The 16,867-nt window shown below is 51.3% G+C and carries 16 protein-coding genes; 9 read left to right on the top strand and 7 right to left on the bottom strand.

Annotated elements, in window-relative coordinates; translation table 11 throughout:
- The first annotated feature begins 74 nt into the window (after nucleotides 1–74).
- Nucleotides 75–1,571, top strand: a complete 1,497-nt coding sequence (locus ACE6ED_RS04520) for a glycosyl hydrolase (RefSeq protein WP_410825799.1) — start codon at nucleotides 75–77, stop codon at nucleotides 1,569–1,571.
- A 55-nt stretch (nucleotides 1,572–1,626) separates the two neighbouring features.
- On the opposite strand, the gene ACE6ED_RS04515 is transcribed toward ACE6ED_RS04520, so the two are convergent.
- The 6 genes from ACE6ED_RS04515 to ACE6ED_RS04490 all read right to left on the bottom strand — a co-directional run bounded on the left by ACE6ED_RS04515 (nucleotide 1,627) and on the right by ACE6ED_RS04490 (nucleotide 6,765).
- Entirely contained in the window at nucleotides 1,627–2,406 is a 780-nt protein-coding gene (locus ACE6ED_RS04515) for a DUF817 domain-containing protein (protein WP_410825797.1), read from the bottom strand.
- Between the two features lie 276 nt (nucleotides 2,407–2,682).
- Nucleotides 2,683–3,444 (bottom strand): hypothetical protein, encoded by a 762-nt coding sequence (locus ACE6ED_RS04510; RefSeq protein ID WP_410825861.1) that lies wholly within the window; start codon nucleotides 3,442–3,444, stop codon nucleotides 2,683–2,685.
- A 328-nt stretch (nucleotides 3,445–3,772) separates the two neighbouring features.
- Nucleotides 3,773–4,189, bottom strand: a complete 417-nt coding sequence (gene arsC, locus ACE6ED_RS04505) for an arsenate reductase (thioredoxin) (protein WP_410825795.1) — start codon at nucleotides 4,187–4,189, stop codon at nucleotides 3,773–3,775.
- A gap of 30 nt (nucleotides 4,190–4,219) precedes the next feature.
- On the bottom strand, nucleotides 4,220–5,515 hold the full coding sequence (locus tag ACE6ED_RS04500) for an arsenic transporter (RefSeq protein ID WP_410825794.1): 1,296 nt from the start codon (nucleotides 5,513–5,515) through the stop codon (nucleotides 4,220–4,222).
- 132 nt (nucleotides 5,516–5,647) lie between these two features.
- Complete coding sequence (locus tag ACE6ED_RS04495; RefSeq protein WP_410825792.1) at nucleotides 5,648–5,974, bottom strand: ArsR/SmtB family transcription factor; 327 nt, start codon at nucleotides 5,972–5,974, stop codon at nucleotides 5,648–5,650.
- Between the two features lie 98 nt (nucleotides 5,975–6,072).
- Entirely contained in the window at nucleotides 6,073–6,765 is a 693-nt protein-coding gene (locus tag ACE6ED_RS04490) for a copper amine oxidase N-terminal domain-containing protein (protein ID WP_410825790.1), read from the bottom strand.
- A 121-nt stretch (nucleotides 6,766–6,886) separates the two neighbouring features.
- Here ACE6ED_RS04490 and ACE6ED_RS04485 point away from each other — a divergent pair, with 121 nt between their 5' ends.
- The 7 genes from ACE6ED_RS04485 to ACE6ED_RS04455 all read left to right on the top strand — a co-directional run bounded on the left by ACE6ED_RS04485 (nucleotide 6,887) and on the right by ACE6ED_RS04455 (nucleotide 14,487).
- Nucleotides 6,887–7,480 carry an RNA polymerase sigma factor gene (locus ACE6ED_RS04485; RefSeq protein ID WP_410825789.1) on the top strand — a complete coding sequence of 198 codons (594 nt, stop codon included), beginning with the start codon at nucleotides 6,887–6,889 and terminating at the stop codon, nucleotides 7,478–7,480.
- Nucleotides 7,440–8,429, top strand: a complete 990-nt coding sequence (locus tag ACE6ED_RS04480; protein WP_410825787.1) for a hypothetical protein — start codon at nucleotides 7,440–7,442, stop codon at nucleotides 8,427–8,429. The genes ACE6ED_RS04485 and ACE6ED_RS04480 overlap by 41 nt, the downstream gene beginning before the upstream one ends.
- Before the next feature lie 223 nt (nucleotides 8,430–8,652).
- Entirely contained in the window at nucleotides 8,653–9,666 is a 1,014-nt protein-coding gene (locus tag ACE6ED_RS04475) for a LacI family DNA-binding transcriptional regulator (RefSeq protein WP_410825785.1), read from the top strand.
- 29 nt (nucleotides 9,667–9,695) lie between these two features.
- The gene (locus tag ACE6ED_RS04470; protein ID WP_410825784.1) at nucleotides 9,696–11,150 is read left to right on the top strand and encodes an extracellular solute-binding protein; all 1,455 of its coding nucleotides are present in this window, start codon (nucleotides 9,696–9,698) and stop codon (nucleotides 11,148–11,150) included.
- Nucleotides 11,151–11,291: 141 nt separating this feature from the next.
- Nucleotides 11,292–12,131 carry an ABC transporter permease subunit gene (locus ACE6ED_RS04465; RefSeq protein WP_410825782.1) on the top strand — a complete coding sequence of 280 codons (840 nt, stop codon included), beginning with the start codon at nucleotides 11,292–11,294 and terminating at the stop codon, nucleotides 12,129–12,131.
- A 16-nt stretch (nucleotides 12,132–12,147) separates the two neighbouring features.
- Nucleotides 12,148–13,086: a carbohydrate ABC transporter permease gene (locus ACE6ED_RS04460; RefSeq protein WP_410825780.1), complete on the top strand. Its 939-nt coding sequence runs from the start codon at nucleotides 12,148–12,150 to the stop codon at nucleotides 13,084–13,086.
- A gap of 6 nt (nucleotides 13,087–13,092) precedes the next feature.
- The gene (locus ACE6ED_RS04455) at nucleotides 13,093–14,487 is read left to right on the top strand and encodes a CehA/McbA family metallohydrolase (protein ID WP_410825778.1); all 1,395 of its coding nucleotides are present in this window, start codon (nucleotides 13,093–13,095) and stop codon (nucleotides 14,485–14,487) included.
- Nucleotides 14,488–14,572: 85 nt separating this feature from the next.
- Here the strand turns inward: ACE6ED_RS04455 and ACE6ED_RS04450 are convergent, their stop codons facing one another.
- Nucleotides 14,573–15,337 carry an aminoglycoside adenylyltransferase domain-containing protein gene (locus tag ACE6ED_RS04450; RefSeq protein ID WP_410825777.1) on the bottom strand — a complete coding sequence of 255 codons (765 nt, stop codon included), beginning with the start codon at nucleotides 15,335–15,337 and terminating at the stop codon, nucleotides 14,573–14,575.
- 193 nt (nucleotides 15,338–15,530) lie between these two features.
- Between ACE6ED_RS04450 and ACE6ED_RS04445 the strand changes: the two genes are divergently transcribed.
- Nucleotides 15,531–16,838 (top strand): ABC transporter substrate-binding protein, encoded by a 1,308-nt coding sequence (locus tag ACE6ED_RS04445; protein WP_410825859.1) that lies wholly within the window; start codon nucleotides 15,531–15,533, stop codon nucleotides 16,836–16,838.
- Nucleotides 16,839–16,867 lie beyond the last annotated feature (29 nt).

The raw sequence follows: 16,867 nt of genomic DNA, 5'->3' as shown, positions 1-16,867 counted from the left end.
GATTCACTTTTCTGCCACATTGGTAACCAAATGCCTGTCACCTTCATAGTCTATCAAAAATGGAGGTGAGCGCTGTGGAAGTAAAGAGACTTCGAGAAATGATTGAGTCTGCAGCCAGAATCGTTACCGACCGTGCCTGGCAAAACGGCTACCGTCAGCTGTTGGCCACTCCGGTAAATCCGGATGCCTCTCCGGCAGCCAGGGAACTGCTTACGGAATTATATGAACTGCAGGGCAGGGCTTTATTGACCGGGCAGCATAACTATCTTGAAGCTCCGGATGCACTCACTAATACTCTAAGCCAACTATCCGGTGCTTATCCTGCAATTAAAGGAGTAGAGCTAGGCGCCATTTCCGGACAGAGCGGCGATCTTCAGTACGCTCAGCGGAGGAATACGATAAATTCTTGTATCGAATGGCATAAACGGGGAGGGATCGTTACAGCGACATACCATGCAGCCTACCCCGGTGAACGGTTTACCTGGAATCTGGTTCAGCGGCCTACCACGCAGGAGGAATTCAACCGGATTCTTACCCCCGGCAACCCGCTTCACCAAGCGCTTTTGACGAATCTGGATGATGTGGCGGAATGGCTTGGAGTGCTGCGTGATGCGGAAGTACCGGTATTGTGGCGGCCTTATCACGAGATGAATGGCGGCTGGTTTTGGTGGGGAAGAAAAAATAACTTCACCGCGCTGTGGGAATTGATGTATGACCGGTTTGTTCACCGCCATGGGCTGAATAACCTGTTGTGGGTATGGTGCCCCAACGCCAAAAATGAGTGGTGTGACGAACCGGCAGCCTATTATCCGGGAAGCCACCGTGCGGATGTTTTGGCGCTGGATATATACGAAGGCGATTACAAGCAATCGCATTATGACATGTTGCGGGACTTGGGCTGCGGCAAGATTATCGCTATTGGCGAAAACGGACAACTGCCCGACCCGGAGCGTATTTTGATGAGCCAACCCAACTGGTCCTATCAAATGACTTGGGGAAATCTGCTGCAGGAAAAAAACAGCGCGGATCAAATCCGGCGGTTTATGCGGGCAGGTACAACGTTTACGCTTGGCGATTACCAAAGCAATGTCCACCTGACTCCGCCATTCCTTCCGGCGCCGCCGTCCCCGGATGAGCCTGCACCTGAAATCCAGCAGGGATTGCGTGCGCAGTATTTCTCCGGAACGCAGTTTGACCAGTTGAAAACGGAGCGGGTGGATGAACGTGTTGCGTTTGATTGGGCTGGAGGCAAGCCGGTTCCGGAACTGCCGGCCGACAACTTTTCCATCCGCTGGACCGGACTGCTGATTCCCAGGTTCACCGAGGAATATACGATCGAAGGCTGTTCAGATGACGGGATGCGGATTCGGATCGGAGACCAGCTTGTGGTCGACCGGTGGCGTAACGGCGGCAGCTGCGCTTCCGGCAAAATCCGGTTGGAGGCAGGCAAACGTTACCCGATCACGGTGGAGTATTATGAGGCCACCGGCGCAGCATGGATCAGCTTGAACTGGATGAGCCCAAGCCAGCAGAAAGAAGTTATTCCCGCCAGCTGCCTGCGGGCGCTATGAGCCGGATGTTTGCCGGCTGAACAGGAAGCGAAAAAAGAGCCCGCGCGGCTCTTTTTTATTTAAAATGTGACACACCTGCGTTTCCCTTCACCCGCTTTAACGTCGCCACAATCAGGAAACTGACGATCACGAGCAGCAGCCATGAACTCACTTTGCCGAGATGAACGAGGCTCCAGGCTTCGGTCTGGTTTGGGTACTTCCACGCGCCAAAGAAGGTGGCGATATTTTCGGCAACCCAGATAAAAAATCCAATCAGCACAAACGAAAGGGCAAGCGGCATCCGGTAGCGGGTTCCATTCACAACATAAGTGGCCCGGGACCGCCAGAAGACAATCAGCACCAGCACGGATAACCACCAACGAATGTCGATCCAATAATGATGGGTAAAAAAGTTTAGGTAAATCGCGGCAGCAAGAGGCACAACAACATAAAACGGCGGCCAGTTTACAAGCCCGACGTCAAACCGCCGCCAAGCCTGGCACAGATAACTTGCCACACTGGCATACATGAATCCGCTGTACAAAGGCACTCCGTATAGTTTGAAATAGCCGTCCTCCGGATAAGACCATGAGCCCATATGTACTTTAAACAGCTCCAGTGCCAGCCCGATCAGGTGGAAGACGGTTATCACTTTAAGCTCATCCCGCGTCTCCAGCCCCGAACGCACCATCCACCACTGCATGAGAAGGCAGATCACAAGCATCCAGTCATACCGCGGCAGCAGGGGAAGAGGAATCAGCTTCGTAAGCGCAAGGGAAGCAAAAATAACGACAGGGAACACACAAGATAACGCCTGCTCTATCCCGAAACGAAACAGCTGCCTGAGCATCCTCATTTTTTTGCCCCTTTGGGAGCGGCAGGGAGAGGGGGCGGATTCATGTACTTTATGATTCATACGCAAAGCACCTCGCTAATTCGATTCGCATTGAATTTAACATAATATTTATTGAATTACAATAAAAAAGTATTGATTTAGAATTTATTATTATTGTTCTCTAGAGCGTTCTCCTGGACTAATAGGTTTATCTACGAATAGAAAAAAGAGCATCCCCCTTGAAAGAGAGATGCTCTTGCAGCTGAACGATCACATCACTTACATAGTTAAAATGAGTTAGTGTACCACGTAATTAGCTCCATAGTTGTTATCCCAATACGTTTGTCCGCCGGTTGTAAGCGAAATTGCGTACTGCACTTCAGTCGCGTCCGGAACAGGAATACTGAAGTTCCAGCTTTCAACCGAATGGAAGTTATTTAAAGGGCCGGCATAAGTGGCAGTGCCTTCATGTTTGGTTGCCCAGTTGTCCGTTGTGTACTCGATTTTTACGGTTTTATTCGGATTAAGATTTTTTACATAAACACTGCCGCTAAACGTGCCGTCATTCAGGGTGCTGCTGGCGTTAAGCACATTGGTTGATTGACCCAAGACCACGGATGTGAGCGGTAGGATGCCATTCACTTCGTTGTAATAATTCTCTGACCCGTTGTTATCCCAGTAGGTCTGGCCGTTCACTTCGTATTTGACGGCATATTTAATGAACTTCAGGTTTTTCAGTTCGGAATGCTCGGTTGTAGATCCGTTTGTGGAGATGTTAAAATGCCATTTCTCATGCTGAGCATCCGTTGGTCCTACATAAACAGCGTTTGTATCGTACCACTTGCTGTCGTCTGTTGTGTAATGAACCGACACTTTTTTTACAGGGCCGAGATTAGCAACTTCAATATTTCCGCTGAATCCGACATACCCGGGTTTATAAATTACGCTGACATTCGAATCGATAAGCTTGACTTCATTCCCGCTGGCAAATGCGGATCCAACAAAAGATATACTGAAAATCAGGGTAAACATCATCAGTCCGGCAAATAACTTTTTCATGGCTTTCACAGTTCGCTCACCTCAAATTTAAATTTTTTAATGCTGAGCCTGAGACGACGAGGAGACATGTTTCCGTTTGCCCAATGGTGCTAATTGATCCCTCCTTGTAGGACTGAAAATGGATGTCGAATTTCTGAAAGTAAAATAATTCCTGCCCATACAATAACGCTAACTGAATTTGGTGTAAATAGTAAAATAGTTACATATTTTGTATATAAAGAGTATTCGAATGCTGTCATAAAAAGTCTGAAAAACAGAGAAAACAGCGCAAAAAATCCCTTAAGGCATTTAACTCTCAAGGGATTCGCTAAAAAAAGCTCTTATTCCGTTATTCCGTCTCCGAAAAGCGCCGGATCCGCTCGCCAATCTCGTCGCGGACACGCTGGAAGACCCGCCATTTTTCCGCTTCTGTGCCTTGAGCTTTGGCAGGATCGTCGAACCCCCAATGCTCGCGCTTTACTCCTGACGGGGTGACGGGACAGTTGTCCGCAGCATGGCCGCATAGGGTGACAACCAGATCGGCCGTATTCAAAATATCCGGATCGATCCTATCCGAAGTGTGGCCCGAGATGTCAATGCCAATTTCATTCATTGCTTTTACAGCATTGGGATTCAGCCCGTGAGCTTCGATGCCCGCGCTGAGCACGGTCCATCTATCGTCCAGGTAGTGTTTCGCCCAACCTTCCGCCATCTGGCTGCGGCAGGAGTTGCCGGTGCACAGGAAGTAAAGCGTCTTTTTTTGCATGAGAGATCATCCCCGTTTCTATTTGAATAGTTAAACGATCAACAACCAGAGATAAAGTCCAAGCAGCGTAATCAGCAGGGTGGGGACCGTCAGCAGAATGCCTGTCTTAAAATACGTACCCCAGGAAATTTTGACGCCTTTCGAAGACAGCACGTGCAGCCACAACAGGGTTGCGAGCGAGCCGATTGGAGTGATTTTGGGTCCCAGATCGGAACCGATCACATTGGCATAAATCAAAGCCTCTTTGATGGCTTCCGTGGTGTGGGTGGATTGAATGGCCAGCGCATCGATCAGCACGGTAGGCAAATTATTCATGACGGAAGATAAAATAGCTGCGATAAATCCCATCGCTACAGTTGCCGCAAACAACCCTTGATCCGCAGCCGTCTGAATCACTCCCGACAGCAGACCGGTCAACCCGGCGTTCCGCAAGCCATACACCACGACATACATCCCGATGGAGAAAAAAACAATCGCCCAAGGCGCGCCTTTTACTACCTCTCCTATTGGAACAACGGGCGTTTTTCGTGCCATAAAAAGAAAAAACAAGGCCACAAAGCCGATGACGAAGGAGACCGGGATGCCAAAAAATTCGCTGCTGAAATAACCGGCAAGCAGGAGGGCCAGCACCGCCCATGACAGCTTGAACATCTGCGGGTCCTTGATGGCTTCCCGCGGCGGTGCCAGCGTGTCCACTTCAAACCTGCGCGGAATGCTTTTTCGGAAAAATAAGTACAGCACCAGGATACTCGCCCCAAGCGCAAACAAATTCGGCACGATCATGTGGCCGGCATACTCCATAAAGGTGATGTGGAAAAAATCAGCCGACACGATATTCACCAGATTGCTGACGACCAGCGGCAGCGAGGTAGTATCCGCGATAAAGCCGCTTGCGATAATGAAAGGGAACACTTTTTTTTCATCAAACCGGAGCGCACGCACCATTGCAAGCACAATTGGCGTTAAAATCAGCGCCGCACCGTCGTTGGCAAAAAAAGCAGCCACAACCGCGCCCAGCACAGCAATATAAATAAACATCCGCAGCCCGCTGCCATGAGCGGCCCGGGCCATATTCAGCGCAGCCCATTCAAAAAATCCGATCCGATCCAAAACCAAAGAAATGATAATGATGGCCACAAAAGCCAAAGTCGCGTTCCAAACGATTTGGGTCACATCCCAAACGTCTTGAAGATTCACCACGCCGGTCAAAAGAGCCAAGACCGCTCCGCCGCAGGCAGACCACCCGATCGAAAGCTTTTTCGGCTGCCAGATGACCAGCGTGAGCGTGATCACAAATATGACGCAAGCCGCTACAACACTTCCCATTGCATCCTCCGATTAAGTTGGTATACGATGATTCGATTTTGTTCCTTTCCTGTTATTCAGTGGTTTGGTTTTACATTCACACATTCGTGAATCATTATATAACCATGTACTTATATAATCAACGGCTGACAGCTATTTGCACTGCGATGCCAATTCCGTTTTATTTAAAGCGGCTAGAATGGTTCGGGTGTCTGGTGTGCAGTCCAGTACAAACTTGATATAGGGCAGACTATCCACATTCAAAGAGTAATACACCCACTGACCGCGTTTGCTTTCTTTGACCAGGCCATGGGATTTCAGCTTGCGTAAATGCTGGCTTACGCCAGGCTGAGAGATTTCCAGAATTTCAACGAGCTCACATACGCAAAACTCCCGTTCCTTCAGCAGCGATAAGAGGGTAAGGCGGGTGTAGTCGCTGAGCAGCTTCAATTTGTCGGCCATTTCATGAATCTGTTCCAAGCAAATCCCTCCTTGGGAAAATTATATAAGTGAATGGTTATATGATAGGCCGTAAGATCGGAAAAATCAAACGGCCGTTTTTTCGTACAGCAACTTGTTTAAGGAAGGTCAATCGTGCGGTCCGCACCCGTGATTCCCACAAAAAGGATATATTGATAGCTTTCCAGCCCCCTCCGTGTCCAAGTGCGCGTGATGACCTCATCTTTTTTTACCGCAGCCGTATCCTCTTTTCGGTCATAGGAGAAGGCTCCGGAAGAAAATAAATAGAGGGGATGCAGGTATTCATCATTCTCCGGGATGTCAGCTCCGGTAACGTTGCGTGCGGTAACTGTTAATGTCAGGTGATACACATCCTTTTTATCTTTTTTTCTCTCATAGGTAAAAGACAGTGGATAAAACGCGTCCTGGTTATAGACCTCAGTCGCATCAAAATCCCTTATATTGATATAGAGTGGAGTCTTGCTCAGACTTGGGTCCGTTACTGTGAACAGCTGGCGGTTCGGGTCCCAGGTTCCATCGACCTTAAGTCCGTCAATCAAAACCTGGATCGGCACATATAGGGTTTGCTGTACCATTTGCGGTACTGCGGCTCCCTCGGCTTTTAAACCGTCATAATAAGTTTCTTTAGTGGCTGCGTTAATTTCTACCGTGTGGTTGTTTAACTGGATTTTGGCAGCCTTTGTTGCCGGATCATAAGCAGCGTTTCCCCCCAGCAGCTGACTCACTGCCCGGAGCGGAAGATACAGCCGGTGGTTGGAGAGATAGGGAGCTTGCGGGGCAGTATACAACACATAATACTTCCATCCATTAGACGTTTAGGAACAACGAAAGTTGCTGGCCCCCGTCACAAAACCCCGCCATCCGGTGTTACAACAATATGAGGCCTCAACAGAAAAGAAAAAGGAGGATATTATGAATGCACCTGCAGGAGAAGGCGCGGCAGAGCTGAACCTTTCGCATCTTGTTGAACAAGTAAAACAAGGGCACACGAAAGCGTATGCCGCAATTGTCGAACAGTACGGAAGACCGCTGTACCAGTATGCTTATTCCATGCTGCACAGCAAAGAAGAAGCGGAAGATGCTGTTCAGGATATTTTTATCCGTGCTTACCGCAGCATTGGCCGGTATACCGAAGACATTTCGTTTACTGCCTGGCTATATAAAATCGCCTACAACCATTGTCTGAACGTAATCCGCAGCAGGAAGAGGAGAGAACGGCTGGCCTTTTTGGGGCGGAGATCGGCGGTGGCCGCGCCGGATTACGATTTAAAAATCCGGACAGAAGAACTGCTGCGCGAGCTATCCCTGGAAGAAAAACAAATTATTTTGCTGCGGGCGGCGGAAGAAATGAGCTATGAGGATATTGCTGTGGTCTTGGGCTGCCGGGCGGCGACCGTCCGGAAGAAATTCGAGCGGGCGCGCAAAAAAATAGCCAAACTTCATTCATTTGAGGAGGAAATAAACGATGCGAGACCCTGGCAAGTATACAATGGAAACGGAAAATAAACTCGGGCAGGTTGCGTTTGCTTACCGGAATATCCCCGAACCGGCGGCCAATTTGACGGATCAGGTCATGCGGAAACTTGCCGCTGAGCCGGCTGCGGCGGGAGGACGGGCCAAACTTGTAAGGGGGTCGTTGAAGCCGGTGTGGCGGGTCGCTTTGCTGACGGGATTGTCCACCATTGTTGTGGCAGGGGGAGCTTATGCCTATGTGGCGTCCGGGTTCCTGGCGCCGCTGAAGGATAAGTCCGGACAGGAATCCATGGCCGTAGCCTACACCAATATTCCCGCCCCGCCGCAGGCCGAAAACGATATCTCGGAGAAAATTAAGCAGACGTTGTCCTTGGGTGAACAAGCGAACATCTATTTTGGCGAACAAGTGCTTCAGCCTGAAGCCGAGAAGGATCCGCGGCGCTCCACAACTTCTGTTATGGGTACCCGGCCGTTTGATTCGCTTGCTGCGGCAGCTTCTTATTTGGCTTCCAAAGGAGTCGACATTACCTTGCCGCAAGAGCACATAGACGATTGGATGTTCACTTCGGCCCAAGTTTCCAATAAACATGTATTTCTCCAGCAGAAACCGGACAACAGCGAATGGATTTATGGTACGGACGAAACAACCGGCTTAAAGTATAAATATTTTACGTTTCAAGGCTCAAGCGAACCCGACTTTCTTATGCTGCACTATAAAAAAGGGCAGGACGTCATCCGCTTGAGTGTTTCGATCTCCAAGGGGGATAAGCCCGTCTTTTACGATGCCAATCCTTCGGAGGACTCCGTGCTCAATATTGAAGGGGTGGGCGCTTATCTGTATAAGGAAACCGGCAGATCCGAGATTGTATGGTCGGAACGGGCGGCGGACGGGGGATACCGGGTATTTTATTTAACTTCTGCAGATCAGCTCGGTGACCAAGAATTAAAAGCAGCGGCAGCATCGTTTATCAAATCATTATAGTTATTCACTTGCAAAGCCTGGATCACTTTGGATCCGGGCTTTTTTGCTGCCGGCAGACGGAAGCCGGGAGTAGATTCGCGGGAGTCAAAAGCGGGAACCGGCGGGACCATCGTCGAACCGGTTTCATTTCTTTTACATCCGGATGAAACAAGTCTGCCCGGGGTTTAATACTCGTTTTTTATGATGGAGGCAAAGAACGGCAGAAGGGAGGGAAGCGTCAGGCGTGGCCACCATAATAGATGTTGCCAAAAAAGCGGGCGTCTCCAAAAGCACGGTCTCCAATGTTTTCAGCAAAAAACGTCCCATCGGACAAGCCGTGACGCGCCGGGTCCTGGAAGCGGCCAAAGAGTTGGGTTACCGTCCGACCTACTGGGCGAAAAGCCAGGGACAGCCGAAGCACCGCATTATCGGATTGCTGCTGCAGCATCAGACGCCGCTGACCGGCTTTCATTTTTTGCTGATAAGCGGAATTGTCGAAGCATGCCGGGAATACGGCTACCGGCTGTTGTTCAATACCGTGCCGCAGGCCTGGACCGTCGAACCGTCTTACGTGGCGGACAGTCCGGTTGACGGGGAAATCGTCTTGGACCCGAAGCAGCGTGACACCAGAATTGACGAACGAATCAAACAAGGAATGCCGATGGTCGTCATCGGCCGGCCGCCGCTGGCTTACGCCGCCCACTTAAGCAGCGTGGATAACGACAATATCGGAGCGGCGCAGCAGGTCACGGATTATTTGCTGGAGCTGGGGCATACGGACATTGCTTTTTTTAACGCCCAGCAGGATACAACCGTCGCGATGGTCCGGGAAGCGGGCTACCGTTCCGCTTATCTGGCCAGGGGATTGAAGGTCAAGGACCGGCTTCTGCTGTACAAAAACGGCGGCGAGGCTGCCGAAACGGACGACCTGCTCCTGATGAAGCTGCTGAATAGCGGTTCGCGGCCATCAGCGATTATTACGGATTCCGATCTGGAGGCTGCGGCGGTGTACAGGATTGCAAAAGAGCTGGGAATTAACATACCGGGGGATTTATCCGTGTTTGCGATTCTTGACACGGGAGAGGCTTCCGCCGAACTTAGGCCCGAGCTGTCCACCGTCGAGCTGAGAGCCGAGGATCTGGGATTTGAAGCCGCAAAGCTGTTGATTGAACGCTGTGAAGGACGGTCCAAGCAGGTGAAACAGGTCAATATCGGGACGGAGCTGAAAAGGAAAGGCTCATGCACAAAAAAAACATAATTTAATCTTTTATCTAGGGGGACTGCAAGATGAAGATTCGTCAAAAGGGCATGATGACGTTGCTGCTGGCCGGAGCGATGGCTTTATCCGGGTGCGGAGGAACCGGTGGCGGGAATGGGGACACGGCAACAGGCGGCGCGGGAAATACGGGGCCGGCGGCCAATGCCGGTAAAGCCGAAGCGGCGGAGCCCAAGACGTTGCGCATCCTGTCCGGTGTAGCCGGCGGCAAGACGCCGGAAGAACATGTATTGTTTGAGCAGGAGGTAGAACGGCTGACAGGAATTCAGGTCAAGATTGAGAAGCCGGCGGCTGATTATTCCAAGAAACTGATGGCGGCGCTCGCGGGCGGCGAGAAATACGATCTGGTATACATGGGCAAAACCGAAATGGACCAGCTGGTGGAGCAGGGCGTGCTGATGGAGCTGAGTGACAAAATCGCAGGGTCGTCCGTACTGTCCGATCCCGCCGTAATTGAACCAGAGGAATGGATGCAGATCGAATACGACGGCGGCAAACGTTATGCCGTATTCAACAAAAAAGAAGGCGGCACGCTGCCCATCGTACGTCAGGACTGGATGGAGAAGCTGAAGCTGGCGGAGCCGGCGACGCTAGACGATTATTACGCGGTGCTGAAGGCTTTCAAAGAGCAGGATCCCGATGGCAACGGCCAGGCGGATACGTATGGACTGAGCACCGCCGGCTTGTATGACATCCAAGGATTTATGAGCGCCGCGGGCGTGAAGTACAAATATGTGATTGACGATCAAGGCAAGCGGAGCATCCCGTATGCGACCGAAGCGGCGGTGCCGGTATACGAATGGTTTGCGAAGTTGTACCAGGAAGGGATTCTGGACCCCAACTTCGCCACCAACGACACGGCCAAAATGCGTGAATTGTTCCTGACAGACCGCGTAGGAGTAGTGACTTACTGGGATGCTTGGGTCGGGCTGTTTAACAACACCCGTCTGACGGAAGACCCGAATACGAAGTTCCTCGCCAAAGGCATGAAAGGAGCGCAGGCGCCGGACGGCAGCTATATGCTGCGGCGCGGGGATCCCAGCGTATGGGGAATCCCGGTGAACGCCGAGCATCCGGAGACGGCGATCGAGTTTCTGGAGTTTTGGCACAGCGAGCCGGGCAACCTTCTGTCCACCCTCGGCATAGAAGGCGAAGACTGGAAGAAGACTGCAAGCGGCGGCTATGAGCTGACCGAAACCGGAAAAGAGCACGGAATGGATCATGGCGCGCCTTTCCCGAGCAATACGAGGTTTACCAATCCGGTGGGTACGCTGCCCGGGGTGGAAGAAGCGCGTGAGCTGATTTTTGCGAATAACTCCACCATTGAGCTCTCCACCGCAGACTGGCCAAACGCGGAAAAAATTGTTCAGAATTACGCATTTAAAGCGATGATGGGCGAGTTGCCGGCGGCGGAAGCCGTGGAGAAAATGAACGGCGAGCTGAAAGCGGCGGGACTGGTCGACTGACCGCCGGCGCCAGGCTCCGCAGATGCTGCGCCCTAATTGACCGGGCGGACTGCGGAGCTTGGTTTATGATTTCGCTTTTTATTAAGAAGGGAGGGGCTGCCCATATTACGGAAAATGCGGCTGCACAGCGGATTGTACCTCATGTTTGCGCCGGTTATTCTGTTTTTTCTTGTCTTTTTGTATTTCCCGCTGGTCCGGGGGTTCATGATCAGTTTGCAGGAATTCCGCATGATCGGCGACCGGCCGTTTGTCGGCTTGGAGCAGTACCGTCAGGTCCTGAGCGATCCGGTGTTTTGGCGCGTTCTGGGCAATACGCTTGCGATTGGAGCCGGACAACTGGCGTTTGGCTTCGTGCTGTCCCTGCTGGCGGCTCTGTCGCTTGGCGAAGTGATGAACCCCCTGTTCAAAAAATTCAGCCAGCTGGTTCTGTATATGCCGCATTTGTTTTCGTGGGTGATCGTCGGCGGCATCTGGATCTTTTTGCTGTCTCCGGACGGGGGAATGGTCAATGAGCTGCTGGCGCGGCTTGGCGGCGAAGGCAATGTGCACTTTTTGGCAAGTGAAAAGTATGCGAAATGGATTATGATTTTTACCTCGGTGTGGAAAGAGATGGGCTATACGTGCATCATCTATCTGGCGGCCATGACGCTGATCAACCCCTCCCTTTACGAGGCGGCGAGGATTGACGGAGCGGGCAGATGGAAGCAGATTTTGCATATTACGCTCCCCCAGCTGGTGCCAACGATGAAAATGGTGGTGATTTTGCAGGTGCTGGCCGTGCTGCGAATGTTCGACCAGATCATGGTTATGCGTAATCCCGCGATTTATCGCGAAGTTGACGTGCTGATGACCTATGTCTATGAACTCGGGATCCAGCAGTTTCATATGGATCTGGCTTCGGCGGCCAGTTTTTTGGTGATCTTCGCAACACTGCTGCTGACGCTTTTGTTCCGGCGTGTGGTTTCGTTCGACAAAATATAAAGGAGGGAGATCCGCTGTGGGTACAGTCAAACAGCCGGCGGCAGGCAAACCGCTGTTCCGTTCAGGCCTGTCCGGTCAAACGGACCGCAGGAGCCGCAGAATGTACGATACCCGTCTACATCCGGTCCTGCAAGGGATTAATTTGTGCTGTCTGGTTCTCCTTTGCCTCACGATGATCATTCCGATCTGGAATTCGCTGATGATTTCGCTGTCGGGAAATGTAGCCTCCATGCGTCCGGGTCTGCGTCTGCTGCCTGCCGATTGGAGCCTGGAAGGTTATGCGACCGTCTGGAACAAAATGAATTTGTGGCGTCCCTTCCTGAATAATGTCATCGTAACGGTGACCGGTACGCTGCTGCACGTCCTGCTGTGCGCCATGGCCGGTTATACGCTTGTCGTGCGGGGATTTCCGGGCAAACGGCTGCTGATCAGCTTTTTGTTCCTGACGATGACGGTTCCCGGGGAGGCCATTTTGATCCCGCTCTACGTGGTTAACAAAGAGCTGGGACTGCTCGATACGCTGACTTCGCTTGTTCTGTCGGGAATTGTGTCGGGGTTCAGTATTTTACTGATGCGCGGCTTTTTTCTGAGCGTGCCTTACGAGATGCAGGAGTCGGCGCGTGTGGATGGGGCGGGGGATTTCCGCATTCTGTTTACCTTGTATCTGCCGCTTGCGGTGTCGGGACTGGCGACGGTTACGCTGTTTGAATTCGTCAGCCGGTGGAATCAGTTTACGCCTGCGCTACTGTACATCAGCAGCAGCACAAAACATACGCTACAGGTTGCGCTGCAGTCGCTGATTATTTTGTCAGACGCGACGTCTGGCAGTGAAATCACCACCCCCAATGTGCGGATGGCCGGTGTGATGATCGCGATCCTCCCGCTGCTCGTGATTTATCCTTTTATGCAAAAATACTTTGTGCAGGGCCTTACGGCCGGTGCGGTTAAGGAGTGACGACGCGTGAACAGACAGGTGACTCAGCCGGTTACGAAAGCCGGGGTACAGCCCGGACCGGAGATTCCGCATGGAGGGGAGCTTCAGCCTGGATCGGAGACTCCGCATGGAGCGGAGATACAGCTCAGGCTGGAAGCCCAGCTCGGGCCGGAGGCAGCAGGGACTTATCCCGAGATGGTGTTCCACATGCCGGAAGGGATGGAGGTGCTGAAGGTGGTGCTGAAGGTCGAGCATCACGGCGCGGAACAGTCGGTAATCGACCTCGGCGTTCGAGATGCGCACCGGATGAGGGGTTGGAGCGGCGGTGCGCGCGACTGTTTCCGGATTGGCCCGGCTGAGGCGACGCCAGGTTATTTACCGGGACCGCTTGCCCGCGGCGAGTGGGCGGTTGTGCTGGGCGCCCACCGGGTAGCAGAGGCCGGCTGCACGGCAAACGTGGAGATAACACTATTTCCGTCCAAGCTGCGCTGGCTCAGCGGCGATCTGCATCTGCACACCGAGCATAGCGACGGGACGTACTCGGTGGAGGACACCATGGCTGCGGCGCGGGAAGCGGGGCTGGATTTTATTGTGTTGACTGATCACAATACCAGCAGCCAAAACGTCCATGCCGGTTATCACCGCGGAGTGCTTGTCCTGCCGGGAATGGAGCTGACGACCGGGAAAGGGCACTGCAATCTGTACGGCGCGGCCGATCCGCTGCCTGACTTCCGGGCGGATCAACCTGACGCGCTGCGGCGCCGGCTGGTGGAAGCGAAAGCAAACGGGGCGTACATTTCAATTAACCATCCGCATTGTCCCGACTGCGGCTGGCATTGGGGATTTGATGCCGACTATGATTGGGTGGAGATCTGGAACGGTCCGTGGAGAGAAGCCAATGCTTTGACGCTTGACTGGTGGCAGCGGGAGCTGGCGTCGGGCAGAAGGCTGACCGCGGTCGCGGGCAGCGATACCCATCGGCCCCATCCGCTGGTCAAGCACGGCTGGCCGACGGTCTGGGTGCTGGCGGATTCGCTGTCGCAGGACGGCATTCTGAACGCGATCCGTGAGGGGAGAGTAACCCTGTCTTTTGCTCCGGACGGGCCAAGGATTGAACTGAGCTGCGACGGCGTGTTCATGGGCGGAATCTGCACGATTCCAGCGGCGGCAAGCCGGAACAGTAGCCCGGAGCCGGTTGCGCTAACGATCCGGCGTGTGCAGGCCGGGGATGAAATCAGGATCTGGTCGGAGCGGGGCGAGGAACGGCGGTATACGGCGGAACAGAACGGGAGCCTCAGCCTGGAGTGGCAGGCGGGCGGCCGCCGGTTCTGGCGCGCGGAAGTCTGGCGTGACTTCCCGGAGACGGGGCAGCTGCTGGCTGCCGCGTCGAACCCGGTTTATTTTGCGGGGGATGAAGGTTAGTGGAACAGACGGGGAAGGACTACCTTTTAAATAGACTGAACTATTAAACGACAGCTCCGCCCCACCTGTCCCTCTTAAGTTCAGTCTATATATTTGATAGGTTGTTAATTTCACTTATCATGTAGTTAGCAAAGCCGGTTAATTGTTCAACATTTAAATCATCGTTATCCGCAATCCCAATATATTCATTAAGACAGTGTTGGACATTCTGATGATACTCAGAGGGGAGTATACTTAAGCCCCACTCTCCACCTTCTTTTTTGGAAGACACCACACCTTCTTTTAAAAAGTAAAGAACCCTACAAAGATTGAGTGTGAAGTATACAGGTGATTCGATAATATCCTCTAATGCACTTTCTACATCAGAGAGAATAGACTTGATATAAAATTGCTGATCAATTGGATAAAAAACCTCCCGAATCGCTTTGCCATATAATTTAATACCCCGATGATAGGTAACAACAATATGAGCCGCTAAGTCAGGATCTTCAAATCCGCCACAAATGTAGTTTTCATTTGTCTGATATTCCTCTCGATGAGCTTCGGAGTAGTGAAACTCAAAAGGTGTTGGATAGACAAAGTCCTTTAAGTATGATTCCAGGATAACGCTTAACTCTATCCCACGTTCATTGGGCATGCTGTCATGGAGTTTTAAAAGTTTCTTTACAATACGCTTACTATTTTCAAAGGAGAGTTTTTCTTGGGCAACAATCAACAGGTCAATATCACTTTTGTTCGGGTTAAAACAGCCCATTGCTAAAGAGCCGTGCAGATACACACCTACCAGATTGCTGCCCATTTCTTCTTTAAACAACTCTACAGCTCTATCTAAATAATACTGTGTGTCCAACAGTTCCACCCCTTATTGAATACAATATCCACAAATTACATTTTAGGTGCTCTTGCCTTGTCATTCCAATAAAAAAATTAACATATGTCAAACGATTGACATATGTTAAAGGTTTGACATATAATCGATGTGCAAGGACTTGCAAGCGGTTTCATCATAAAACATCACATTATGGGGGAGTAAATGCATGAAGATGAAATGGTTTAAAGGTTTGGTTTCCGTAATGGCAGTTTCGCTCGTGATTTCCGCATGCGGCAATAGTAAAGAAGCGAATACGCCAGTTGATGGTTCGTCAGGTAAAGAAGTGAAAATCACACTTTTGAACTCAAAAGGTGAAATTCAACAGCAGCTTGAAGAGGCTGTCAAGGAATTCCATACAGATAATCCTGACATAACAGTCGAGGTTACAGCGGCACCAGCGGGAACATCTCCTTTTGAGCGGGCATCCACCTTATATGCGTCTGGAAACCCGCCGACCATGCTGATCATGGATACCGGTGATGTTGAGAAGTTTAAAGACCGCATCTTGGACCTGAGCGGTGAAAAGTGGAACGCCGATGCTGTTGAAAACGCTACAGTGCTTACCACCTTTGATGGAAAGAATTACGGTTTCCCTCTTGCGATAGAAGGATACGGCTTTATTTATAACAAAGCGGTATTGGATAAAGCGGTAGGCGGAACTTTTGATCCCTCTACAATTAAAACGAGAACCGACCTGGAAAATCTGTTTAAGCAAATTGAAGCCTCCGGTAAAAAGGCTCTGATTATTTCCCCGATGGATTGGTCGCTCGGCGCACATTATCTCCCGCTTGCCTATGCCGGACAAAACAAAGACATGGCGGAAGTGGACAAATTTATCGAAGGACTGAAAGCCGGAACGGCAGACCTTTCTACGAACAACGTTTTTAACGGACTGATGGATACATTTGATGTCATGATGAAATACAACATCGACCAAAACTCTCCGCTGTCCGGTGTGTATGAGCGCGGTGCAGAGATGCTTGGGAAAGGTGAAGTAGGTATCTGGTTCCAGGGCAACTGGGCATGGCCGCAAATCAAAAGCTTTGATACCACAAATGGCACTTACGGCTTCCTTCCCGTACCGATCAGCAACAATGCGTCGGATTACGGCAACCAGGAAATTTCGTCCGCAGTATCAAAACGAATCATTATCGACAAGGAAAAGAGCACACCGGAACAGCAGGAGGCAGCCAAAAAGTTCCTGAACTGGCTTGTTTACGATCAGAAGGGACAGGATTTCCTCGTCAACAAGGCCAGCATCATTCCAGCTTTTAAAAACATTACGCTGCCGGCTGCCGATCCGCTCGGCCAATCGATCCAGGACTACATTATGAAAGGCAAATCCGAACAGTCGATGAGTACACTGCCAGCCGACCATTGGGCAAAAGTCGGTGCCTCGATGCAAAAATACCTGAGCAAATCGGGTGATCGGACCATGTTGACTAATGAAATTATGGAGTACTGGAAGAGTGTGAAGTAAAAATAGAGGCCCAACCTCAGTATTCAGTG

Source organism: Paenibacillus nanchangensis (genome assembly GCF_046543445.1).
Classification (GTDB): Bacteria; Bacillota; Bacilli; order Paenibacillales; family Paenibacillaceae; genus Paenibacillus_AQ; species Paenibacillus_AQ nanchangensis.
The sequence above is the reverse complement of the archived record's forward strand: the minus strand, read 5'-3'. Positions and strand labels throughout refer to the sequence as shown.